This is a genomic window from Sphingomonas sp. GCM10030256 (genome assembly GCF_042666415.1).
Lineage (GTDB): Bacteria > Pseudomonadota > Alphaproteobacteria > Sphingomonadales > Sphingomonadaceae > Sphingomicrobium.
The window spans coordinates 1150740-1172875 of the sequence record NZ_JBHTDI010000001.1 but is presented as its reverse complement, the minus strand read 5'-3'; the positions used below and the strand labels follow the sequence as shown (position 1 = coordinate 1172875).

Annotated in this window: 25 protein-coding genes; 10 read left to right on the top strand and 15 right to left on the bottom strand. The window is 65.7% G+C overall.

What is annotated here, in order from left to right; all coding sequences use genetic code 11:
• The first annotated feature begins 102 nt into the window (after positions 1 to 102).
• From ychF to ACFQPG_RS05805, 3 genes are read left to right on the top strand one after another with little or no spacing between them, the layout of a single operon-like run.
• Positions 103 to 1203: a redox-regulated ATPase YchF gene (gene ychF / locus ACFQPG_RS05815; protein WP_380810931.1), complete on the top strand. Its 1101-nt coding sequence runs from the start codon at positions 103 to 105 to the stop codon at positions 1201 to 1203.
• A gap of 15 nt (positions 1204 to 1218) precedes the next feature.
• Positions 1219 to 1590, top strand: coding sequence for a VOC family protein (locus ACFQPG_RS05810; RefSeq protein WP_380810929.1), 372 nt, complete (start codon positions 1219 to 1221; stop codon positions 1588 to 1590).
• Positions 1587 to 2033, top strand: coding sequence for a MaoC family dehydratase (locus ACFQPG_RS05805; protein WP_380810927.1), 447 nt, complete (start codon positions 1587 to 1589; stop codon positions 2031 to 2033). The genes ACFQPG_RS05810 and ACFQPG_RS05805 overlap by 4 nt, the downstream gene beginning before the upstream one ends.
• Here the strand turns inward: ACFQPG_RS05805 and ACFQPG_RS05800 are convergent.
• The 4 genes from ACFQPG_RS05800 to petA form a co-directional block, all read right to left on the bottom strand.
• Positions 2030 to 2581 (bottom strand): adenine phosphoribosyltransferase, encoded by a 552-nt coding sequence (locus ACFQPG_RS05800; RefSeq protein WP_380810925.1) that lies wholly within the window; start codon positions 2579 to 2581, stop codon positions 2030 to 2032. The two genes, ACFQPG_RS05805 and ACFQPG_RS05800, sit on opposite strands and share 4 nt — an antisense overlap.
• Before the next feature lie 69 nt (positions 2582 to 2650).
• Positions 2651 to 3574 (bottom strand): cytochrome c1, encoded by a 924-nt coding sequence (locus ACFQPG_RS05795; RefSeq protein WP_380810923.1) that lies wholly within the window; start codon positions 3572 to 3574, stop codon positions 2651 to 2653.
• A gap of 15 nt (positions 3575 to 3589) precedes the next feature.
• Positions 3590 to 4897, bottom strand: coding sequence for a cytochrome bc complex cytochrome b subunit (locus ACFQPG_RS05790; protein ID WP_380810921.1), 1308 nt, complete (start codon positions 4895 to 4897; stop codon positions 3590 to 3592).
• Between the two features lie 29 nt (positions 4898 to 4926).
• The gene (gene petA / locus ACFQPG_RS05785; RefSeq protein ID WP_380811725.1) at positions 4927 to 5484 is read right to left on the bottom strand and encodes a ubiquinol-cytochrome c reductase iron-sulfur subunit; all 558 of its coding nucleotides are present in this window, start codon (positions 5482 to 5484) and stop codon (positions 4927 to 4929) included.
• A 235-nt stretch (positions 5485 to 5719) separates the two neighbouring features.
• Between petA and hemF the strand changes: the two genes are divergently transcribed.
• The gene (gene hemF / locus ACFQPG_RS05780) at positions 5720 to 6562 is read left to right on the top strand and encodes an oxygen-dependent coproporphyrinogen oxidase (protein ID WP_380810919.1); all 843 of its coding nucleotides are present in this window, start codon (positions 5720 to 5722) and stop codon (positions 6560 to 6562) included.
• 1 nt (position 6563) lies between these two features.
• Here hemF and ACFQPG_RS05775 read toward each other — a convergent pair whose 3' ends face one another.
• The gene (locus ACFQPG_RS05775; protein ID WP_380810917.1) at positions 6564 to 7364 is read right to left on the bottom strand and encodes a hypothetical protein; all 801 of its coding nucleotides are present in this window, start codon (positions 7362 to 7364) and stop codon (positions 6564 to 6566) included.
• 91 nt (positions 7365 to 7455) lie between these two features.
• On the opposite strand from ACFQPG_RS05775, the gene lipB reads away from it, so the two are divergent.
• From lipB to ACFQPG_RS05760, 3 genes are all read left to right on the top strand, one after another.
• Positions 7456 to 8115: a lipoyl(octanoyl) transferase LipB gene (lipB, locus tag ACFQPG_RS05770; RefSeq protein ID WP_380810915.1), complete on the top strand. Its 660-nt coding sequence runs from the start codon at positions 7456 to 7458 to the stop codon at positions 8113 to 8115.
• Positions 8116 to 8198: 83 nt separating this feature from the next.
• A complete protein-coding gene (locus ACFQPG_RS05765) occupies positions 8199 to 8471 on the top strand; it encodes a hypothetical protein (RefSeq protein ID WP_380810913.1) in 273 nt (90 codons plus the stop codon).
• A gap of 99 nt (positions 8472 to 8570) precedes the next feature.
• Positions 8571 to 8822: a hypothetical protein gene (locus ACFQPG_RS05760; RefSeq protein WP_380810911.1), complete on the top strand. Its 252-nt coding sequence runs from the start codon at positions 8571 to 8573 to the stop codon at positions 8820 to 8822.
• An 8-nt stretch (positions 8823 to 8830) separates the two neighbouring features.
• On the opposite strand, the gene queE is transcribed toward ACFQPG_RS05760, so the two are convergent.
• The 7 genes from queE to ACFQPG_RS05725 all read right to left on the bottom strand — a co-directional run bounded on the left by queE (position 8831) and on the right by ACFQPG_RS05725 (position 14444).
• A complete protein-coding gene (gene queE, locus ACFQPG_RS05755; RefSeq protein ID WP_380810909.1) occupies positions 8831 to 9463 on the bottom strand; it encodes a 7-carboxy-7-deazaguanine synthase in 633 nt (210 codons plus the stop codon).
• Positions 9460 to 10143: a 7-cyano-7-deazaguanine synthase QueC gene (gene queC / locus ACFQPG_RS05750; protein ID WP_380810907.1), complete on the bottom strand. Its 684-nt coding sequence runs from the start codon at positions 10141 to 10143 to the stop codon at positions 9460 to 9462. The genes queE and queC overlap by 4 nt, the downstream gene beginning before the upstream one ends.
• Before the next feature lie 154 nt (positions 10144 to 10297).
• Positions 10298 to 10693 (bottom strand): DUF3617 domain-containing protein, encoded by a 396-nt coding sequence (locus ACFQPG_RS05745; RefSeq protein WP_380810905.1) that lies wholly within the window; start codon positions 10691 to 10693, stop codon positions 10298 to 10300.
• 24 nt (positions 10694 to 10717) lie between these two features.
• A complete protein-coding gene (locus tag ACFQPG_RS05740) occupies positions 10718 to 11611 on the bottom strand; it encodes an Hsp33 family molecular chaperone HslO (RefSeq protein WP_380810903.1) in 894 nt (297 codons plus the stop codon).
• A 49-nt stretch (positions 11612 to 11660) separates the two neighbouring features.
• Complete coding sequence (locus tag ACFQPG_RS05735; RefSeq protein ID WP_380810901.1) at positions 11661 to 12851, bottom strand: aspartate aminotransferase family protein; 1191 nt, start codon at positions 12849 to 12851, stop codon at positions 11661 to 11663.
• A 128-nt stretch (positions 12852 to 12979) separates the two neighbouring features.
• Positions 12980 to 13486 (bottom strand): hypothetical protein, encoded by a 507-nt coding sequence (locus tag ACFQPG_RS05730; RefSeq protein ID WP_380810899.1) that lies wholly within the window; start codon positions 13484 to 13486, stop codon positions 12980 to 12982.
• Positions 13487 to 13604: 118 nt separating this feature from the next.
• Positions 13605 to 14444, bottom strand: coding sequence for an ABC transporter permease (locus tag ACFQPG_RS05725; RefSeq protein ID WP_380810897.1), 840 nt, complete (start codon positions 14442 to 14444; stop codon positions 13605 to 13607).
• Positions 14445 to 14525: 81 nt separating this feature from the next.
• On the opposite strand from ACFQPG_RS05725, the gene ACFQPG_RS05720 reads away from it, so the two are divergent.
• Entirely contained in the window at positions 14526 to 15248 is a 723-nt protein-coding gene (locus ACFQPG_RS05720) for a GcrA family cell cycle regulator (protein ID WP_380810895.1), read from the top strand.
• On the opposite strand, the gene ACFQPG_RS05715 is transcribed toward ACFQPG_RS05720, so the two are convergent.
• The 3 genes from ACFQPG_RS05715 to ACFQPG_RS05705 all read right to left on the bottom strand — a co-directional run bounded on the left by ACFQPG_RS05715 (position 15245) and on the right by ACFQPG_RS05705 (position 18813).
• Positions 15245 to 16888, bottom strand: coding sequence for an alpha/beta fold hydrolase (locus ACFQPG_RS05715; protein ID WP_380810893.1), 1644 nt, complete (start codon positions 16886 to 16888; stop codon positions 15245 to 15247). The genes ACFQPG_RS05720 and ACFQPG_RS05715 overlap by 4 nt on opposite strands.
• Complete coding sequence (locus ACFQPG_RS05710; RefSeq protein WP_380810891.1) at positions 16833 to 17969, bottom strand: cupin domain-containing protein; 1137 nt, start codon at positions 17967 to 17969, stop codon at positions 16833 to 16835. Before ACFQPG_RS05710 ends, ACFQPG_RS05715 begins: the two co-directional genes overlap by 56 nt.
• A gap of 361 nt (positions 17970 to 18330) precedes the next feature.
• Complete coding sequence (locus ACFQPG_RS05705; RefSeq protein WP_380810889.1) at positions 18331 to 18813, bottom strand: Hsp20 family protein; 483 nt, start codon at positions 18811 to 18813, stop codon at positions 18331 to 18333.
• Positions 18814 to 18983: 170 nt separating this feature from the next.
• Between ACFQPG_RS05705 and parE the strand changes: the two genes are divergently transcribed.
• Together parE and ACFQPG_RS05695 are read left to right on the top strand one after the other, a co-directional pair.
• A complete protein-coding gene (gene parE, locus ACFQPG_RS05700) occupies positions 18984 to 20963 on the top strand; it encodes a DNA topoisomerase IV subunit B (protein WP_380810887.1) in 1980 nt (659 codons plus the stop codon).
• Positions 20956 to 22134 carry an acetyl-CoA C-acetyltransferase gene (locus ACFQPG_RS05695; RefSeq protein WP_380810885.1) on the top strand — a complete coding sequence of 393 codons (1179 nt, stop codon included), beginning with the start codon at positions 20956 to 20958 and terminating at the stop codon, positions 22132 to 22134. The genes parE and ACFQPG_RS05695 overlap by 8 nt, the downstream gene beginning before the upstream one ends.
• The last annotated feature ends 2 nt before the right edge of the window (positions 22135 to 22136 follow it).

The following is a 22136-nucleotide window of genomic DNA, read 5'->3' as shown; positions in this document are numbered from 1 at the left end:
TTGGTGCGTTCCGGTTCTTTCTCCGGCCCCGGCCGCGGGGTGGCGCCGTCGGGCGCATGACGATACAGGGCCGCGAACCTTCCTTCCTCGCGTGGAACCATCATGGGCTTTCAATGTGGCATCGTGGGCCTGCCGAACGTCGGCAAGTCCACACTCTTCAATGCACTGACCGAGACCGCGGCGGCGCAAGCGGCGAACTATCCGTTCTGCACCATCGAGCCGAACGTCGGACAGGTCGCCGTTCCCGACCCGCGGCTCGACAAGCTTGCGGCGATCGCCGGGTCGGCCAAGATTATCAACACGCAACTGGGCTTCGTCGACATCGCCGGACTGGTGAAGGGCGCCTCCAAGGGTGAAGGGCTGGGCAATCAGTTCCTCGGCAACATCCGCGAGGTGGATGCCATCGTCCATGTCCTGCGCTGCTTCGAGAATGACGACATCCAGCACGTCGACAACCGGGTCGACCCCATTGCCGATGCCGAGACCGTCGAAACCGAGCTGCTGCTGTCCGACCTCGAGAGCTTGGAGAAGCGCGTGCCGAACCTCGTCAAGCGCGGCCAGCAGGGCGACAAGGAGGCAAGGATCTCGGCCTCGGTGCTTGGCCAGGCGCTCGAGCTGCTGCGCGAAGGCAAGCCCGCCCGGCTGACCCAGCCCAAGGACGAGGAAGAGGCGCGGCTGTTCGCGCAGGCGCAACTGATTACCGCCAAGCCAGTCCTCTACGTCTGCAACGTCAACGAGGAAGATGCTTCGAACGGCAATGCCTACAGCGCCCGGGTGTTCGACAAAGCCAAGTCCGAGGGCGCGAACGCGGTTGTCGTCTCGGCGGCGATCGAATCCGAGCTCGTGGCTATGGACATGGACGAGCGGCTGATGTTCCTGGGCGAGCTAGGCCTGGAAGAGACCGGTCTCGCCCGGGTGATCCGCGCCGGGTACGACCTGCTCCACCTGATCACCTTCTTCACCGTTGGGCCGAAGGAGGCGCGGGCGTGGACGGTTGAGAAAGGCGCCAAGGCTCCGCAGGCCGCAGGTGCGATCCACAGCGACTTCGAACGGGGGTTCATTCGAGCCGAGACCATCGCCTACGACGACTATGTCGCGCTGAACGGCGAAGCGGGAGCCCGCGATGCCGGCAAGCTGCGCCAAGAAGGCAAGGAGTACTTCGTCAAGGACGGCGACGTCCTCCACTTCAAGTTCAACGTCTGAGGACCGGGACGAGGCATGAAGGTCAAAGGGCTCAGCTGGGTCGGTGTCGGCACTGACGACTACCCACGCACCTTGTCCTTTTTCACTCAGACGCTGGGGCTGGAGATCGAGGTCGAAAGCGACCACCAGGCGATCTTGCGAGTGGCTCCAGGCCAGCAGCTGGAGATTTTCGGCAGAGATGGTCGCGGCAAGACGCTGAACGCGGTGCCGACGATTGCCTTCGAGGTGGACGATGTGCCTGAGGCTGCGACTGCGTTGACGGCCGGCGGCGCCGAGCTGGTCGGCGATATCGGCTCATGGAACGGCCATGAGTGGCTCTACTTCCGGACGCCCGATGGCCACCTGTTCGAGGTGAAGAGTTCGCCTGGCTACGGGGAGTTGTCATGATCTATTTCGAGGATCTGGAGATCGGCAGGGAAGAGGTCTTCGGCTCCGTTGAGGTCACGCGCGAGGAAGTGATCGACTTCGCCCGGCGCTGGGACCCGCAGCCGTTCCACCTGTCCGACGAGGAAGCCGCCAAGACCCACTTCGGTCGCCTCGCGGCAAGCGGCTGGCACACGTGCGCGATGACCATGGGCGTGATCGCCCGCCGGGTCGTTCAGGAGCAGCAGGCCGGCCTTGGCTCGCCGGGACTGGACGAGTTGCGTTGGCTGAAGCCGGTTTATCCCGGCGACACGCTGACCGTTCGTGGTACCGTGATCGACAAGACTCCGTCCCGCTCCAAGCCGGAGATCGGCTCGTTCCGGACGCGGACAGTGGTAACCAACCAGAACGGGATCGAGGTGATGCACTTCACCTCCATCGTGCTGATACGGCGACGGCCCGCCTAGTCGCCGTCGAACTCCATCAGCGCACGAATTTCAATACCCGCTGCCCGCAGCGCAGCCGCGCCTCCAAGGGTAGGCAAGTCGATCACAAATCGGGCACCGACGATCTCGCCGCCCGCGCGGCAGACCAGGCGTGCAGCGGCCAACGCGGTCCCGCCGGTCGCCAGCAGGTCGTCCACGATCAGCACCCGGGCGCCCGGAGTGCAGGCATCGACATGCATCGTGAGCCGGTCGCGGCCATATTCCAGCGCGTAATCCTCAGCGATGGTTTCGCCTGGGAGCTTGCCGTCCTTGCGGATCAGCAGCAGTCCGCAGCCAAGCCGCATTGCCATAGCCGCGCCGATCGCAAAGCCGCGTGCTTCGATCGCGGCGATCAGGTCAGGCTTGCCCGGCACCGAAGCCGCAAGACGTTCGATGACCGTCGCAAACCCGCCGCCGTGCAGCAGCAGCGTCGTGATGTCACGGAACTGGATTCCGGTCTGCGGGTAATCCGGGATGGTCCGGACCAAGGCCTTCAGTTCGGCGATCGAAAGCTGGTCGAAAGAGGTCATGACCACACAAGCAATCCAGTCTTGGAACTCGATTGCTTCGCTACGCTGCCGATCCTGATGGTGAAAGGTCTATCCAGCGATGCCGCGCTCAGCCTTTTGCTGGTCCATCATCGCCCGGTGGTCCGGATCGAGCGGCCCCTTGGGCGCCACGACCCGCTTCGCGTTCGCCCAGATGTTACGATAGGCGAGATAGGCGAGTACAGTCGCAACCAGCAGGAACAGCATTACCGCCCAGCCTGCCGCATGACGGCGCTCCAGGTTTGGCTCGGACGTCCAGCGCAGGAAGGCGGACACATCCTTGGCCATCTGGTCCACCGTCGCTCGGGTGCCATCGGCGTAGGTGACCTGTCCATCCGCGGTCAGCGGCGGAGGCATGGCGATGTTGAGGTTCGCGAAGTACGGATTGTAATGCAGCCCGGCCGGGGTCTTCACGTCCGGGAACTCGCGCAGCAACTTGGCCGGCTGTTTCTCGTAACCGGTGAGCAGCGAGTAGACGTAGTCCGCTCCGCCTTCCCGCGCTTCCGCGATCAGCGACAGGTCCGGCGGATAAGCGTTGTTGTTCGCTGCCCGAGCAGCGGTCTCGTTGGCGTAGGGGCTGGGGAAGCGGTCGGACGGAAGCGCCTTGCGGGTTGCCGCCTCGCCTGTCTCGGGGTTCACCGAGGGAACCTCGATCGCCCACTGGTTTGCGATCGCCTTCACCTCCGCCTCGTTGTAGCCGAGCTGCTCCAGTTCGTAGAAGCTGGCGTATTTCAGGCCGTGGCAGGCGGCGCAAACTTCCTTGTACACTTGAAAGCCGCGCTGCAGCTGCGCCTTGTCGTATTTGCCGAACGGTCCCGCAAAGGAGAAATCGGCATGCTTCGCTTCGCGGTGGAACTCATGCTCCGCGGTGCGGGCCGGTGGGTTCTGGAAATAATCCAGCGCATTCACCGCCAACGAGATGAGCAGGACGCCGACAAAGCCCAGGCCGACGAGAAAACCAATGATGCGGACCATCTGTCCAGTATCCCTTTATTCAGCGGCCGCAGGCGCGGTTTTGGCGAGGCCGTAGGGCGCGCTTTCCTCTGATTCTCCGTGAAGCACGGACTCCGAGATGGAGTTCGGCATCGGCAGCGGCCGCTCGAACTTGGAGATCAGCGGCAGGATGATCAGGAAGTGCGCGAAATAGTAAGCCGCGGCGAGCTGGCTGAGCGCCACCCACGGCTGCTCGGCCGGCATCACGCCGCACATTCCGAGCAGGGCCACGTCGGCGACCAGGATCCAGAAGAAGATCTTGAACAACGGCCGGTAATTGCCCGAGCGGACCGGCGATCGGTCGAGCCAGGGCAGGAAGAACAGCAGCAGGATGGAGCTGAACATCGCCAGCACGCCCCACAGCTTCGCCGGCAGGATGAAGTCCACGGTGAAGGCGCGCAGGATCGCGTAGAACGGCCAGAAATACCATTCCGGGACGATGTGCGCCGGGGTCACCAGCGGGTTCGCCTCGATGTAATTGTCCGGATGGCCCAGGCTGTAGGGCAGGAAGAAGATGAAGATCGAGAAGAGGAGCAGCGCGACGCCGACGCCGAAGCCGTCCTTGGCCGTGTAGAACGGGTGGAACGGCAGCGTGTCCTTCTCGTCCTTTACGTCGACACCCGTGGGATTGCCCGATCCCGGGATGTGCAGCGCCCAGATGTGCAGGATCACCACGCCCGCGATCACGAACGGCAACAGGTAGTGCAGCGAGAAGAAGCGGGTCAGTGCGGCCTGGTCCGGCGCATAGCCGCCGAGCAGCCAAACGCGGATGGGCTCTCCGACGAGCGGAATCGCCGAGAAGAAGCCGGTGATGACCTGCGCGCCCCAGAAGCTCATCTGGCCCCACGGCAGGACGTAGCCCATGAATGCGGTTGCCATCATCAGCAGGTAGATGACCAGGCCGAGCATCCAGACCATCTCACGCGGCGCCTTGTACGAGCCGAAGTACAGCCCGCGGAAGATGTGGATGTAGACGACCACGAAGAAGAAGCTCGCGCCGTTCTGGTGGACGTAGCGCAGCAGCCAGCCCGCGCTGACATCGCGCATAATGGTCTTCTCGACGCTCTCGAACGCTCCGCCGGCGTAGCTGTAATAATGCATCGCTAGCACAATGCCGGTGATGATCTGGATCATCAGGGCCAGGCCGGCAAGAACACCGAAGTTCCAGAAATAGTTTAGGTTGCGCGGCACCGGGTAGCCGCCGCCGATCGCGCCATAGACGAGCCTGGGGAGCGGGAGGCGCTCATCCAGCCACTGCATGAACGAGGACTTGGGTTCGTAGGGCTTGGCCCAGGCAAAGCTCATCGCTTGGTCTTTCCTAAGTCTCTTTGGGCTCAACCGATCCGGACGACCGTGTCGGACGCGAATTCATACTCCGGCACCAGCAGGTTGGTTGGCGCCGGACCCTTCCGGATGCGTGCCGCCGTGTCATAGTGCGAGCCGTGGCACGGGCAGAAATAGCCGCCGTAAGCGCCCTTGTTCTCACCTTCGCCAATGCCGAGCGGGACGCAGCCCAGGTGAGTGCAGACGCCCAGCGTCACCAGCCAGTTCTGCTTGCCCGGCTTGGTCCGGTCGGCAAGCGACTGCGGATCGCGCAGTTCGCCCACCGGCACCGCATTGGCCTCCGCAATCTCCTTGGGAGTGAGGTTGCGAATGAAGACCGGCTGCTTGCGCCAGACGGTCTTGATGCCCTGCCCAGGCTGGATTTTGGAGATGTCGACCTCGGTCGAGGCCTGCGCCAGCACATCTGCCGAGGGGCTCATCTGGCTGACCAGAGGAAGCACCGCGATGGCGCCGCCTACTCCCGCGAAGCTGACCGCGGCGATGTTGATGAAGTCGCGGCGGCGAACCCCGTCCCCACCGACCGTGTCCTCAACCGGTTCGCCCGGCATCATCGGTTGGGTTTGTTCCACAGTGGCCATGCTTAACCTTTGACGCTTCTGTCGTGGTGGCGGGCCGGGACAGCGGACCGCCTATGACGAAAGCCGCCCATGGGTCGCCCCCGGAGCGGATTGGCGCGCCTGATAGACGGCGGAAGCGCTCTTTGCCAACTGACATTTTGCTGCCGTTCAGCTTGAGACAATCTGTCCCATGGCCAGTGGCCCGCGCCAACGGTAGGCAAGGGGCATGCAACCTCTCGACGATCAGCAAACCGCCACCCGGGCCTGGTTCGAAGACCTCCGCGATCGAATCTGTGCCGCGTTCGAAGCTATCGAGCGCGAGGCCGGCAGCCAGGCTTCTTTCACCTTCACGCCGTGGGACCGCACGGACGAGAGCGGCGAGCCCGGCGGCGGTGGCGTTCGCGGGCAGATGACCGGCAAGGTGTTCGAGAAGGTGGGCGTGAACGTGTCCACCGTTGGCGGTCGTTTCAGCCAGGAGTTCGCCAAGGCAATCCCCGGCGCCGAAGAGGACCCGAGCTTCTTCGCGACCGGGATCAGCCTGGTTGCCCACATGGCCAATCCGCACGTCCCCGCCGTGCACATGAACACCCGCTTCCTGACCACCACCCGGCGCTGGTTCGGGGGCGGAGCCGACCTGAACCCGGCGATCCCCTACGACGACGACCGGGAGGCGTTCCACGCGCGGCTGCGCGCCGCCTGCGCAGCCCACGATCCGACCTTCTACCCGCGGTTCTCCAAATGGGCGGAGGAGTATTTCTGGCTACCCCATCGCAACGTCGCGCGCGGGGTGGGCGGTATCTTCTACGACCGGCTGGAAGGGCATTTCGACGAGCATTTCGCCTTCACCCGAGACGTCGGCGAGGCCTTTCTCGATATCTTCCCGCAGATCGTCCGCAGGCGGATGGATACCCCCTACTCCGATGCCGAGATGGAGCGGCTGCTCGAGTTCCGCGGGCGGTACGTCGAGTTCAACCTGCTCTACGATCGCGGAACCCTGTTCGGGCTCAAGACCGGCGGCAACATCGACGCGATCCTGATGAGCCTGCCGCCGCTCGCGCGCTGGAAGTAGCTCAGGGTGCGTGCGGGACCGAAGTTTCGACCGCGCCCACCCCGGCCAGCTGCGCATAGATCCGGGCCAGGAGAACCGCCATCGGCAGGGTCACCGCGACCTGCGCCAGTTGCGCGACCAGAGCTAGCAGCAGGGCGGACACGCTCCACGGCTCCGGCTGGCCGAACGCCAGCAAGATGACCGACCCGAGCGACGCCATCGCCGCCCAGTTGACCAGCAGAAGCACCAGCAGGAACAGGATGAACAAGCCGTAGAGCTTGACGGTGCTGCCCTTGGTCAGCGTCCAGCTCCGCCGCAGCATGGCAACGGGTCCCAGGCGCTCGGCAACCGCTGCCGGGCCGACCGTGGTGAATCGGACCAGCGCGATCAGCGCAACGGCGAGGATAAGCAGGATGAACAGAGCGGCCCGCGCCTGGGCTGCTTCGTCGGCGCCTGTCACCAGCGGAGCCGCGAAAGGGGCCGCCACGATCGACAAGGGGATGACCAGCAGCATGATGGCCAGGAACACCCAAGGAGTGGCTCGGGCGCCTTGGCGAAGGGAATCGGCCACCCGCGCCCCGGGCCGAACGGTCAGCCATTGCACCGCAAGCTGCCCAACCAAAGCAATCAGCGACACTCCGACCATGATCAACAGTGCCGTGCCCGAACCGTCCTCCGCGCTGCCCAGGCGGGGCCGAGCCAGACCGACCAGCACTCCAGGCAGGACCATGAAAGCCAGCACCAGCGGCACGAACAGCTTGCCGTCGCTTTTCAGCACCGCCTTGGTCTCGTCCCATGCCCGCGAAATCGACAAGGCCGCCATCTGCTCGTCTCTCCTTTGCGGCGGCTTATGGGGAGCCTCCCCTTCGCTGGCAATCCTTGCGGTTGCAGGTGCTGCGCGGCATGGCGGAACGGTGAGCGACACGGACATCGAGTGGCGGACAAGTGACGGGCTGGTGCCCTACCCCGACGCGCTGGCCTTCATGGAGCAGCGGGCCGCGGCGATCCGCGACAACGGCGCGCCCGAATGCATCTGGCTGCTGGAGCATCCGCCGCTGTTTACCGCCGGCACCAGCGCGGATCCGGCCGAGCTGTTCAACCCGCTGGGCTTTCCGGTGTTCGAAGCCGGGCGCGGCGGGCGCTACACCTACCATGGCCCGGGGCAGCGGGTCGGCTATCTGATGCTGGACCTGGAGAGGCGCGGCAAGGACATCCGCCGGTTCGTCCATGCCCTGGAAGGTTGGATGATCGCCGCGCTCGCCGAGCTGGGCGTGTCCGCTCACCGGTCGCCCGGGCGGATCGGCATATGGGTCGGCGAAGGACCGGCCGAAGCCAAGATCGCGGCGATCGGGGTGCGGGTCCGCCGCTGGGTCACCTTGCATGGCTTCTCAGTCAACGTGCAGCCGGATCTTTCTCATTTTGGAGGCATTGTCCCGTGTGGAATCGCAACTCATGGAGTGACGAGCCTGCGCGCGCTAGGAAACGGGCTGGGAACAGCTGAACTCGACCAAGCGTTGAAGCGCAAATGTCCTGATTTCCTTGCGGAAATAGTCGGCAAGGACATTGCCCCTTGAGGGCGTGTGCGTTGAACACTATTGTGCCGGCGATTTGCGACGTGGAACAGCCACGCCAGATCGATTTTTCAAGGGAGTTTTGAATGCGTGCTCTTATCCTGGTCGCTGGTGCGGCCCTGGCGGTTTCGGCTTGCAGCAGCAACGAAGCCGCGAACAACATGGAAGACGCCAACATGCTGGCGACTGACAACACCCTCATGACCGACATGAACGCGACCGACATGAACATGATGGACGCCAACATGACCATGAACGGTGCCGACATGAACATGATGGCGAACGACACCACCGCCAACATGATGGCGAACGACATGATGTCGAACGAACCCGACACCAACCTCGCCAACGGCATGTAATGCCTTCAACGCCCCCGATTGTCGGGGGCGTTGGCGTTTGTTGGGGGGCTGTCGGACACCGGCGGCCCCTTTCCATTTGGACCAGGATACCGGCCAAGAATGCGACTTCCGATCCTCCTCACCTGCGCTCTGTTGCTTGGTGCCTGCAGGGACGACCAGGCGGCCAATGTCGCTACTGCGGATGGCGCCGTCGTGTCGGAAGGGCTGCGCGGCAACGACGTGACCGCCATCGATGCCGCGACCAACGATTCGGCTAACATGGCAGCCGACGTCGAGTTCACGATGAACGAAGCCGACCTGTTGAACGAACTCGACGAGACCAACACCGCCGAGTCAAACACGGCCCGCTGACCCGGGCGTCAGGCCAGTCCCACGACCTTGTGAGCCTGCAACGTCAGCCGCCACAGCGGCCGCTGCATCGCCAGTGCAATTGCCGCTCGGACCGCCTGCTCACGCTCGACGCAATCCTTTGGCTGCACCAGGAAGTGGGCGAACTCCCATTGCTCCAGGGCCGCCGGGTCGAGGCCCTCCTGCGGCCATACCAGCTTCAGCTCATCGCCCGAGCGCTGAACCACTTGCGTGCCGGCCTTGGGGCTGATGCACAACCAGTCGATCCCCGGCACCGCAGGCAGCGTCCCGTTGCTTTCCACCGCCACCCGAAAGCCCCGGGCATGCAGCGCATCGATCAGCGGCGTGTCGAGCTGAAGCATCGGCTCTCCGCCGGTGATCACCACCAGCCGCCGCTCGGGTCCGCCGGCCCACACGCGCTCGACATGGGCCGCAAGCTCCTCCGGCGAGCGGAACTTGCCCCCGCCAACGCCGTCGGTGCCGACAAAGTCGGTATCGCAGAAGCGGCATTGCGCCACGGCGCGGTCTTCTTCTCGCCCGCTCCACAAGTTGCAGCCGGCAAAGCGCAGGAACACCGCCCGGCTTCCGGCCTGCACCCCCTCGCCCTGGAGGGTGAGGAAGCTTTCCTTGACGGCGTAGGTCATGGAACCGTGTAGCGCGTCGGATCGGGCAGGCCCGCCTCCGCGAAGCCCTTGGCTCGCAGCCGGCAGGCGTCGCACAGCCCGCATGCCCCGCCGTCCGCGGCCGGGTCGTAGCAGCTGTGGCTTATCGCCGCGTCCAGCCCGAGCCGGGCCGCCTCGCGAGCAATATCGGCCTTGCTCATCTCCTGCAGCGGCGCATGGACGGTGAAGCGTTCCCCTTCCGATCCGGCCTTGGTCGCCCGATTGGCAAGATCCTCGAAGGCGGCGATGAACTCGGGCCGGCAATCGGGGTAGCCGGAGTAATCGAGCGCGTTGACGCCGACGAACAGGTCGCGGGCTCCGGCGGCCTCAGCCCAGCCCAGCGCGAGGCTGAGGAAGATGGTATTGCGGGCCGGCACGTAGGTCACGGGGATGCCTGCCTCCACCCCTCCCTTCGGCACGGCAACATCGCTGGTCAGCGCCGATCCGCCGAAGGCGGTGAGGTCGAGCGGCAGGACGATGTGGCGATCGGCCAGTTCAGCCGCGATCCGTCTCGCCGCTTCCAGCTCGACGCGGTGCCGCTGGTTATAGTCGACGGTCAGCGCGAGCACGCCGAAGCCGGCTTCGCGCGCTAGGGCGGCGCAGACCATCGAGTCGAGCCCGCCTGAAAGCAGGACCACGGCATTGCGGTGGGGGTGGTTCATGGCGGGCGGGCGCTAGCAAAGGGGCAATGCAAAAAGAAGGGCCGCACCGGCTTTCGTCGGAACGGCCCAGGTTTCGGGGGATGCCCGATAGGGAGGAAAGCGTGTCTCGTCGAAGACACCCGATCTTTCTACCCACTGTTTGGTAAACGTGGCCTTAATGAGACGGGCAATTTCCGACGCGGCGGGCATAAAGTGTATAGTCGAACGGTCCGCGCCCATGGATACCGTGCGTCTTGAGGCGAAGGCTCCGCGGGGTGATCACGGTGATGCTGGTGCGTCCGAAGTCGCCCGCCGGGCAGGTGTAGTGGATGACGGTCTCGTCGCCCTTGTCCGACAGAACCATGCGGGTGCAGGCTTGGCCGCGATGCTCGTACTGGGCGAGTGCGGTGACATCGGCTACGCACAAACGCGACGCTCCGGCACCGGACGCCGAGCGGCTGATTTCCCAGCGGCCGCCTTCGACTCCGCGCAACGCCAGCGGCGCTCCGGCGGCGATCAACACGATCGCCGCTGACGCTGCCACACTGGATTTCGCGACCCGACCGGTCATGCAGCGCCCATTATCACAAGTGGATTAATCGAAGTTGATCGGAAAGCTGGTCGCGCAAAACTCGCAGTTGACGCGGATCACGCCTTCCTCATCGGCCATCTCCGCGCGCTCCTCGACCGGGAAACGGGCGATCACCGACCGCACGTACTCCGGATCGCAGCGGCACCCCCGATCAAGCGAAACGGGAGCCAGCATCCGCACCTCCCCTTCCTCGTGAAACAGGCGCCAGGCCAGATCGTCGAGCGGCAGGGTGGGATCGGTGAGTTCCTCCGCACGGATCGAGCCGGCAAGCACGGCGACATGGTCCCACTCCGGATGGTCCATGCGGGTATGCAAGCGCTCGCGCCCTTCCTCACCTTCCGGGAGATGCTGGAATAGCAGGCCGCCGGCCGTCCAACCGCCTTCCGTCCTGCGCGCGGCCAGCCGAACGATGCTGGGAATCTGCTCCGACTGGGCGAAATAGGACTGGGCTGCCTCAGCCAGGCTTTCACCCTCCAGCGGAACGATCCCCTGGTAGCGCTCGTCGGTGGCCGGCTGGTCGAAGGTAATGGCCAGATAGCCATCGCCGAACAGCGAGCGCAGCGACGGATCGCGCGGCGAGTCGGCCAGCGCGGCCGGATCATGGCGCACGTAGCCACGCAGCTCCCCGCCCAGGTAATCGCAGACCAGCAGATCGACGATGCCGCCCTTGGTCTGGGCCTGGAGGGTGAGTTGGCCGTTCGGATCCTTGAGCAAGGACCCGAGCAGCGCCGTTAGCGCGAGCGCTTCCGCCAGCATCCTTTCGAGCGGCGCCGGGTAGTTGTGGTTGGCGAGGATCGCATCGAGCGCCGGGCCGACGCGCACCACGCGACCTCGCGCATGGCGCAGTGGAATCGTCACGCCAAGCGCGACGTCGAGGGTCAGGTTGTTCTGGAGCATCGGGCGCGAGATAGGAATCGGCGCCCCGACCTGCAACTCGTCTTCCGGTTCAGGCCGCGGCGGCCGGCACCTCATACTCCGACGCTGCGGCACTAAGCCCGTCCACGAACTCGCGGATATGCTGCTCGTCGATGATCAGCGGCGGCAAGACGCGCACGACGTTGTCGCCGGCGGCGACCGTCAGGATGCCCCGGGTGCGCAGGTAGCCCACGAACGCCCGGCTATCGGTCTTCATCTTGATCCCCAGCATCAGCCCGAGGCCGCGGACGCTATCGAACAGATGATCGTGGTTGGGCATCATCTGCTCCAGCGCGGCGCGCAGCCGCTCACCGGTTTCGCGGACCTGCGCCAGGAACTCGGGCGACGCGACGACATCCAGCACCGCGCCACCGGCCGCCATCGCCAGCGGATTGCCGCCGTAGGTCGACCCATGCGTCCCGATCACCATGCCAACCGCTGCCTTCTCGGTCGCCAGGCACGCACCCAGGGGAAAGCCGCCGCCGATGCCCTTGGCGGAGGCCATGATGTCCGGCGTGATGCCGTAATGCTCATGGGCGTAGAGAGCGCCGGTGCGGGCAACGCCGCACTGCACTTCGTCCAACACCAGCATCAGGTCGTTCTCGTCGCAGATTGCCCGCAGGCCCTTCATGAACTCAGGCGAGGCAGGGCGAATACCGCCCTCGCCCTGGACCGGCTCGACCAGGAAGCCGGCGGTGTTCGGCCCGACAGCAGCGCGAGCGGCCTCGAGATTGTCGAACTCGACGACCTCGAACCCTTCAAGCAGCGGAGCGAAGCCGTCGCGCAGCTTGGTCTGGTCGGTGGCGCTGATCGTGGCCATCGTCCGACCGTGGAACGCGTTGGAAAAGGTGATCAGCACATTCTTGTGCGGATTGCCGTGAACATGGTGGTAGCGGCGAGCCGTCTTGATCGCGCATTCCACGGCTTCGGCACCCGAATTGGTAAAGAAGACGGTATCGGCAAAGGTCAGCTCGGTCAGGCGCTTGGCCAGCGCCTCGCCCTGCGGCGAGCCGTACAGATTGGAGACGTGCATTAGCGTCTCGGCCTGCTTCTGGATCGCCCCGATCAGGTGCGGGTGGCTGTGTCCGAGCAGGTTGACCGCGATGCCGCTGGCAAAATCGAGATAGCGCTCGCCCCCTTCGCCGATCAGGTAGGCGCCCTCCCCCTTCACCGGCCGCACTTCGCTCCGCGGATAAACGGGCATGAGCGGGGTGATGGCCATGGGGCGTCCTTTTGCTGATTTGGGTTGTCGCGAGCGGTCTCCGTCGCCAGGCGAGCTATAGCCGGGGAGGTGGCGAAAAGAAAAGGCGCCCCGGTTGCCCGGAGCGCCAATCCCTTTAGACCAACCGCTTAGCCAGGGTAGCGGCCGCGGTCGTCTTCGCGGCGGTCGTCCATGCCGTCACGGTCACGGTCGATCCAACCATCGCGGCCGTCCCGGACGCCATCACGGTCGCGGTCACGTCCGTAGCCATCCTGCCAGCGGCCGTCCCGCCCGTCGCGAACGTCGCGACGGAGGCGATCCTGCAGCCGCGCAAAGCGATAGTCGAGGTCCTGGCGCTCCCGGAAGCTCAGGCCGTTGCGGGCATAATCCCGAACCCGGGCCTGCAGCTCGCGTGCATCCTCCCGCAGGCGGCGAGCCTCGCGCTCGGTGATCCGGTCCCGGTTGTCGAGCCGGTCTACACGATGGCGCAGCTGGTCCGCCCGTACGATGTAGCTGCGAACCAAACCGTGCTGATTCTGATAGTTGTAGCCATAGCCGTAAGGCTGCTGGGGCTGCGGGTAATACTGGGCCGATGCAGGCGCGGCAGCAGTCAGGGCGGTGGTGGCGACTGCGGCAGCGATCAGAAACTTACGCATGACACTCTCCTTTCGAGCGTTGATGCGCTTCTTCTACGAATCACCCCTTGAGGCGAGCCTGAACGCTGCCGTTATCGGCAGTTCACAATGGTTAAGCGCAACGCACGGAACGAGCCCGTCAGTTCTTTATCTTCCAGCCGCTGCGCAGGAGCCCGTAGCAGGCCCCGAACAGGACCAGGTTGAGCACCAGCAGCAGGCCGGCGCCGAACAGCACCGGCGAGTCAGCCTCGCGCAGGAAGCCGTAGCGGAAGCCCGAGATGACGTAGAAGAACGGGTTGGCGTGGCTCACCGCCCGGAACAGCGGCGACAGCGCATCCACCGAATAGAAGGTGCCTGACAGCAGCGAGAGGGGCGCGACGACAAAGTTGGTGATTGCCGCGGCATGGTCGAACTTCTCCGCCCAGATCGAGGTCATCAGGCCGAGGAAGCTCAGCATAAGCGCGCCCATCAGCCCGAACCAGAGCGCGGTGAGCGGGTGCTGAACGGCGACATGCACCCCCGGCCACAAGGCGCAGGCGAGCCAGACCGCACCACCGACCAGAAAGGCCCGCGTCACGGCCGCTGCGACCAGCCCTGCGATCAGCTCGCCAGGGGACAATGGCGGCATCAGATAATCGACGATCGTGCCCTGAATCTTGCCGACCAGCAGCGAAAAGCTGGAGTTCGCGAAGGCATTCTGGATCATCGCCATGACGATCAGGCCGGGGGCGATGAAGTCGGCGAAGGGGACGCCCATGACTTCCCGCCTGGCCCCGCCCAAAGCCACGGTGAAAATCACCAGGAACAGCAGGGTGGTGACGGCCGGGGCCCATACGGTCTGTGTCTGGACCTTGAAGAAACGGCGCACCTCCTTGATATAGAGGGTCTTCAGCCCTCCCCAGTTGATCCCGTGGAGACGGACCTCGCCCGGCGGGGTTCCGGTGGCCCATGGGGCGTTCTTGGAAGGCTGGTTGTTCACAGGCAAAGCGCCTATCGGCTACGGCCGAAGGTCGCAACAGCGGCGTGCTGCAGCGTGGCAGGCGCGAAAAGAGGAACTAGGATGTCCTGGACGGAAGAGCGGATCGAGCGGTTGAAGGCGCGGTGGGCCGAAGGCGCGACCGCCAGCCAGATCGCCGAGGAGCTTGGCGGCGTCAGCCGGAACGCGGTGATTGGCAAGGCTCACCGGTTGGGCCTGGAAGCCCGCCCGTCCCCGGTAAAGGCGGGCGAAGACAAGGCCGCCCCGGCACCGCGCGCCGATGCACCCGTTTCGCGCTCAGAACCTCCTGCAAAAGCCGAGGCGACTCCGGCCCCGGACATTGCCAAGGACCGGGTGAAGGAAAAGCCGGCCATCGCCTCCGTGCTGGAAGTGGCGGCGCCGATGCCGTCGCCGCAGCAGCAGCATCAGCAGCGTGGTGCCCAGCAGCAGCCGAAGGCGGGCGAAGGCACCATGCAGTATCGCTCGGTCGGCCCCGGCGGCTTTATCCGGCAAGGCCCTGGCGACACACAGGCGCCCATCCCCCCGGCCCCGCCGCGGCGGCTGGTGCCGGCCAAGCCGAGCGCGGAGGTGGCCAACAAGACCAGCCTGCTCGATCTGAACGACCGCATCTGCAAGTGGCCGATGGGCCACCCGGGTGAGCCGGACTTCCACTTCTGCGGCAATCCGGCCAATCCCGGCTTCCCCTACTGCGTCCAGCATTGCGGCGTCGCCTACCAGGCGCAGCTGCCGCGCCGCGACCGCCGGCCGCCCCCACCACTGCCTTTCGGGGGACCGCGCGTCCGTTAATTGATCGTTGCGGCCTGCCGGCCTTGCCCGGCCGGCAGCGCGGCACCGCGCGACAGGAAGGACCGGAGCTCCCGGCGGGCGACGTCCCAGGCCGGCTCGCTCGCGATCAGCAGGTGGTTCTCGCTGTCGAGCTCGACCAGGCGGGCGGCGCGGATCGCAGCGGCAGCCTCCCGCGCGCACGCAAGGTTGATGATCCGGTCGCCCTTGCTGTGCAGGAACAGGGTGTCCGCTGCGATCCGACCCAGTTCCGGCATCAGGTCCGCCGTCCGGAGCACCTCCTGCAAGCCTTCGTCCAGGCTGTTGATCGCCTGCAGCCGCCCGCGGAGCCAGTCCACCGTTTCGCCCCGCGCGCCGGGCCAGTACATCGCGCCGAGCATCTGTGCGAAGGTGGCGTCCTCCCGCCCCTTGAAGTTGCGCGCTAGGGCGGTGAGGCTCTCGCGCCGGCCAATCTCCTGGGGATCGCCGCGCACTCCGAAGCCCTGGGCATAGCCACCGACGACGACCAGCTTGCGGACCCGCTCCGGCTGCCGAGCCGCGACGGCAAGGGCCACCAGCGAACCATGCGCGAAGGCGATCAGGTCGCACTGCTCGACACCGAGCCCGTCGAGCACGCAGGTGAAATCGTCGATCAGCCCCTCGAGCGACCAGTCGCCGTGGCGCGGACCGGACAGACCCCAGCCGCGCAGGTCGGTACGGATCAGCTGCCGATCGGTCATCGCTTCGGTCAGCCAATGGCGCCACACCGGACTGGCGCAGTCGCTGGCGACATCATGGTACCAGACCGCCGGCATGGCGATCGGCCAGCCGTAGCCGGTTGCCGCATAGCCGACCAGTGTTCCGTCGGCCGAGCGGAATTGACCGGTCCGCTCCTCCGCCCGCGGCGGCTCGGCCACCAGGGCGGTTCCGTCGCCCAGGAACTGCCGTGCCGCACGGACGAACGCCGGCCAAGCGGGTTCGTCCTCCAGCAGGATATGATTACGGCCGTCGAGGGGCAGGAACTTCGCTCCCGGGATTCCGCGGGCCAGGTCCTCACCGCAGGAGAAGGGCACGACCTGGTCGCCGCGCGCGTGCATGATCAGCGTTGGAACCTTCACTTGGCCGAGCAGGTGGCGCACGTCGATCAGCGACAGGGCGCGCTGCAGCCGGACCGCGTTGGCCGGCGACGTGGAAACCCGCTGCAGCTCGTCGAACCAGCTCGCCTGTTCCTGGCTCCCGCCCGGGATGTAGAGGCCGGTGAACATGTGGCGGTAGGCCGGATTGTCGCTGCCCCAGCCGACCTCGGTCAGGGTCAGCATGGCTTCGCGGCGCGCGACCTCCTCCGGCGAGCCGCGCGCCTTCCACCCGGCCGCATAGCCGCCCCAGATCAGCAGCTTGCGGACCCGGTCCGGGTGACGCACCGCATAAGCGATCGCCACCGCGGCGCCCTGGCTGATGCCGAGCAGGTCGAAACGCTCGGCTCCGGCGGCATCGGCGACGTTTTCCAGATCGTCGACGAACGCCTCGAAGGAGATGTCGGCGCTGTCCCAGTCGGACAGACCGTTGGCGCGCTCGTCGTAGCGGATCAGCTGGTGACCATGAACCAGCTCACGAAGCCAGTGCCGCCAGATCGGGCTGTTCCAGTCGTACTCGATGTGGTTCATCCAATTGGCGGTCTTTACCAGGACCGGCCCCTCGCCGACGCGGCTCCAGGCGAGCCGGGGTACCGTCCTGGGCTGTGCAGAAGCGCACCTGCTGGGCGGGCAGCCGTCCGGCGGCGAGGTTCCGTGCCTCCCGCTCCTGCTCCTCGCGCCTCCGCTTCCAAGCTATGGGCGGTTGCCCGTACTCCCGTTTGAACGCCCGGTTGAAAGCGGCCTCCGAGTGGAAACCGACGGCGTAGGCGATGTTGGCCGTGCTTTCCTTGCCCTCGAGCAGCAGGTTCGCCGCCACTCGCATTCGCCAGTGCGCGCAATATTTCATCGGTGGTTCGCCGAGCAGCTCTACGAAGCGCTCTCCGAGCACGGTCCGTGACACGCCCGCTTCGCGTGCCATCTGGTCGACATCGAGCTCTTCTGCATAGCGCGAGTGAACCATGGTCAGCGCCCTGGCGACAGCGGGATCCTTGAGCCCCGCCAGCCAGCCGCCCTCCCCCGCTGGCAATTGCTCCATGTAACGGCGGATGGCCTCCGCGAAGAAAAGCTCGGCGAGCCGTGCGACCGCCAAGGGATTGGAGTTCAGCTCCTTCGCCACTAAGCGCAGGGAGGTCGAGAGCCATTCTCCACGCGCGCGATCATCCTCGTGCAGCACCAGCATCGACGGCAAGCTGGCCAGCAGCGGGTGGCGGGCCGCCGACACTCCGAGGAAGCCGCAATGGATGCAGCACTTGTTTCCCTCCCCCGCGATCACGATCCGAGCGGGCTCTCCCCTTCGGGCCGGCGTGACGAGATCGTTCGCGTTGACGGGCTCGCGCCCCGGTTCGCTGAACAACAGGTGCGGGTCGTTGCGCGGGAACAGAAGGACGGAACCGGCCTGGGCTTCGGCCGCCGGCATGCCCTCGACCTGGGCCCACAGCCGCCCGCAACGGACGTAATGATAGCCGATGAGATCGCCCGGCGTGGGAAAGAAAGGCGCGCAATGCTCCGGGCCGAACTGCGACATCATGCACCAGGCGCCGCTTGCCTCGGCGTCGATCACGATGCCGCCTGTCAGGCGGAGGGAGGACAGGATGTCGCTAACGACGTCCACCACCGTTCTCCGGCGTTTCGGTCAAATCATCCGGCAATCCGGTCATTTTGGCAAATGAGCAAAAGGCGTAAACGGACCTCCTCAGCAAGAGCAATGCTCGGCAGGGCTTCGCGGGAGGTAGCGGCGAAGAACGGCGTAACTCGACCTTCAATCAGAGGATCTTGTGACGATGAACGACATCCATTTCGAACTCCGCCGCCCCAGCTTTGGCATCCTGTTCAGCGCAATCCTTTGCGGCGTCTTGAGCAGTGCCGCCGCCCTCGCTCCGTTTCTGCTGCCGGTTGTCTGAAGCCATTGCGGGAAGCATGAAAAAGGGCTCCGGGAGCACTCCCGGAGCCCTTTCGAGTCGCCGCCGAGACGATTAGGCGGTTTCGTGAACCTTTGCGTCGATCGTCGGCTGCTCCACCTTTGCCGGCCTGGAGGGATCCCCGCCGATGTCGATCTTGCGAGGCTTCATTGCTTCAGGGATTTCCCGGACCAGCTGGATGGACAGCATCCCGTCGGCCATGTCCGCGCCGGTCACCTTGATGTGGTCGGCAAGCGCGAAACGGCGCTCGAACGAGCGGGTCGCGATCCCGCGGTGGACGTAATTGTTGCCGTTCTCCTCGGACTTTTCACCGCGGATGATCAGCGAATTCTCATGGGCCGTGATGTCGATCTCGTTGCGCTTGAAGCCCGCGACGGCGATCTCGATCCGGTAGTTGTTCTCATCCGCCTGGATGAGGTCGAACGGCGGGTAGTTCTCCGTATTGCCGCCGGTGGCGCTGTTCTCCAGCATGTCGAACAGCCGGTCGAAGCCCACGCTGGAACGGCGGAACGGGGCGAAGTCGAAAGCAGTACGCATGTCTTGTCCTCCTGTATGAGCAACAAGGCGAGGCCCGCCGCATTGGGCGGCCCCGTCACCCGGCCTCCAATGGAAGCACCGGGCGGCGCTGATGTGGTTTTCGAGCAACAAACTTCAAGAGGGTCGACCGCTTGGCTTCCCGCGGGTCGCGGCCCTATAGCTTCGTTCAAATGACCGACCTCTTCGGCTCAGCCGCCGCCTCGCCCATCCCCGACGCTTACGACGCCTCCGCGATCGAGGTGCTGGAGGGTCTGGAGCCGGTCCGGCGCCGGCCCGGCATGTACATCGGCGGCACGGACGCGCGGGCGCTGCACCACTTGGCCGCCGAGGTCATCGACAATGCGATGGACGAGGCGGTAGCAGGCCACGCCAGCCGCATCGAGGTGATGCTGGAGCCGGGCAACCGGCTGGCGGTCGCCGACAATGGACGCGGCATCCCGGTCGATCCGCACCCAAAGTACCCCGGCAAGTCAGCGCTGGAAGTCATCCTCACGACGCTCCATTCGGGCGGCAAGTTCGAGGGCAAGGCCTACAGCACCTCGGGCGGGCTGCACGGCGTTGGCGTGTCGGTGGTCAACGCTCTGTCGACAGAGACCGTTGTCGAAGTCGCCCGTGACCGGAAGCTCTACCGCCAGCGCTTTGCGAAGGGGGTTGCAACGGGGCCGCTGGAGGAGGTCGGAGCCGCTCCGAACCGGCGCGGGACCACCGTTCACTTCCACCCCGATCCCGAAATCTTCGGGGAGCTGAGCTTCGAGCCGGAGCGGCTGTACAAGCTGGCGCGCTCAAAGGCCTACCTGTTCGCCGGGGTCGAAATCCGGTGGCGCTGCGACCCGGCGCTGGCCTCCGCGGCGGTTCCGGAAACGGCGACCTTCCAGTTTGCCAATGGCTTGGCCGATCACCTGGCCGAGCAGATCGGCGAGCGGCCGTGCGTCACCAACCAGCCGTTCGCGGGCAGGCAGGACTTCCCCGACGCGCAGGGCAGCGCCGAATGGGCGGTGGCTTGGCCGCTCTACTCGGACGGGTCGGAAAGCTACTATTGCAACACCATCCCGACCCCGGACGGCGGCACCCACGAGGCGGGGCTTCGGTCCGCGCTGACCAAGGGCATCCGTGCGTTCGGCGAGCTGGTCGGCAACAAGCGCGCGAAGGATATCACGGCCGACGACGTGTTCAACGGCGTCGAGCTGATGCTCAGCGTGTTCATCCGCAATCCCCATTTCCAGAGCCAGACCAAGGACCGGCTGACCAGCCTGGAAGCCGCGCGCTTCGTGGAAGGTGCGGTGCGGGACCATTTCGACCATTACCTGGCCGACAACATGGATCGCGGCCGCGCGCTGCTCGGCTCGATCGTCGAGCGGATGGAAGAGCGCCTCAAGCGCCGGGCCGAGCGGGAGGTCAAGCGCAAGACAGCCACTTCCGCCCGCAAGCTGCGGCTACCAGGCAAGCTCACCGATTGCGCCAGCGACGACCCCGAAGGCACCGAATTGTTCATCGTCGAGGGGGACAGCGCAGGCGGATCGGCCAAGCAGGCGCGCGACCGCAAGACGCAGGCGATCCTTCCGATCCGCGGCAAAATTCTCAACGTCGCCAGCGCCACCGCCGAGAAGATCCGCGCCAACAGCGAGGTTGCGGACCTGATCCAGGCACTCGGCTGCGGCACCCGCGACAAGTGGGACGAAGCGGCACTGCGGTACGAGCGGATCATCATCATGACCGACGCGGATGTCGACGGCGCCCACATCGCGACCCTGCTGATGACCTTCTTCTTCCAGGAGATGCCGGAGTTGGTCCGCCGCGGTCACCTCTTCCTGGCCCAGCCTCCGCTCTACCGGATCACCGCCGGGTCGAAAAGCCTCTATGCCCGCGACGACGCCCACCGGGAGGAGATCGAGGCGCGGGAGTTCAAGGGCAAGAAGGTCGAAGTCAGCCGCTTTAAGGGGCTTGGCGAGATGAACCCCAACCAGCTCAAGGAAACCACCATGGACCCGGCGAGCCGGAGCCTTCTCCGCATCACCCTCCCCTCTCAGTACGAAGACCGCCAGCCGGTCAAGGATCTGGTCGAGCGGCTGATGGGCAGGAACCCCGAGCACCGCTTCGCCTTCATCCAGAACCGCGCCGCGGCGGTGGACGACGAGGCGATCGATGCCTGAAGCCTACATCGTTGCAGCCGCCCGCACCGCTGGCGGAAAACGCGGCGGCGCGTTGAAGGACTGGCACCCGGCGGATCTGGGAGCGGCGGTTCTCGATGCGCTGGTGGAGCGGAGCGGGATCGATCCGGCGGTGGTCGAGGACGTGATCGCCGGCTGTGTCAGCCAGGTCGGCGAGCAGAGCTTCCACATCGGCCGCAACATGGTGATGGCCTCGAGCCTCCCCGACAGCGTGCCGGCGGTCAGCATCGACCGGCAATGCGGCTCCTCGCAGCAGGCCCTTCACTTCGCGGCTCAGGCGGTGATGAGCGGGACGCAGGACGTGGTGATCGCCGCCGGAGTGGAGAGCATGACCCGCGTGCCGATGGGAACGCCGGTGTTCCTACCGATGCACGCCGGGATGGGTACCGGGCCGTGGCCGCAGTCGATCAAGGACCGCTACGGGGTCGACCAGTTCAGCCAGTTCACCGGGGCCGAGATGATCGCCCGCAACTACCAGATGAACCGTGAGGAACTGGACGCCCTTGCGCTGGGCAGCCACCGCAAGGCGGCGGCGGCGACGGAGAGCGGGGCCTTCAGGGACGAAATCGTGCCGTTGAAGGTGGTCGACGCTGACGGCAACGAAAGCCTGCACACCCATGACGAAGGCATTCGCTTCGATGCGTCGATGGAGGGCTTAGGCGGGCTCAAGACGCTGACGCCCGACGGCGTGGTCACCGCCGGCAACGCCAGCCAGATCTGCGACGGCGCGTCCGGGGTGCTGGTGGTCAGCGAGCGCGCGTTGAAGGTCCATGGCCTGCAGCCGCTGGCGCGAGTGGACCAACTGACGGTCACTGCCGGGGACCCGGTGATCATGCTGATGGAACCAATCCCCGCTACTCGCCGAGCGCTGCAGAGGTCGGGCCGCCGGATCGAGGACATCGACCTGTACGAAGTGAACGAGGCCTTCGCCCCCGTGCCCCTGGCCTGGCTTCGCGAACTTGGGGCCGATCCCGGCCGCTTGAACGTCAATGGCGGCGCAATCGCCCTGGGTCACCCGCTGGGCGCCAGCGGGACGAAACTGATGACCACCTTGCTTCATGCCCTTCGTGCCGGCGGCAAGCGCTTCGGCCTCCAGACCATGTGCGAAGGCGGCGGCATCGCCAATGTGACGATCGTCGAGGCGCTGGGCTGAGG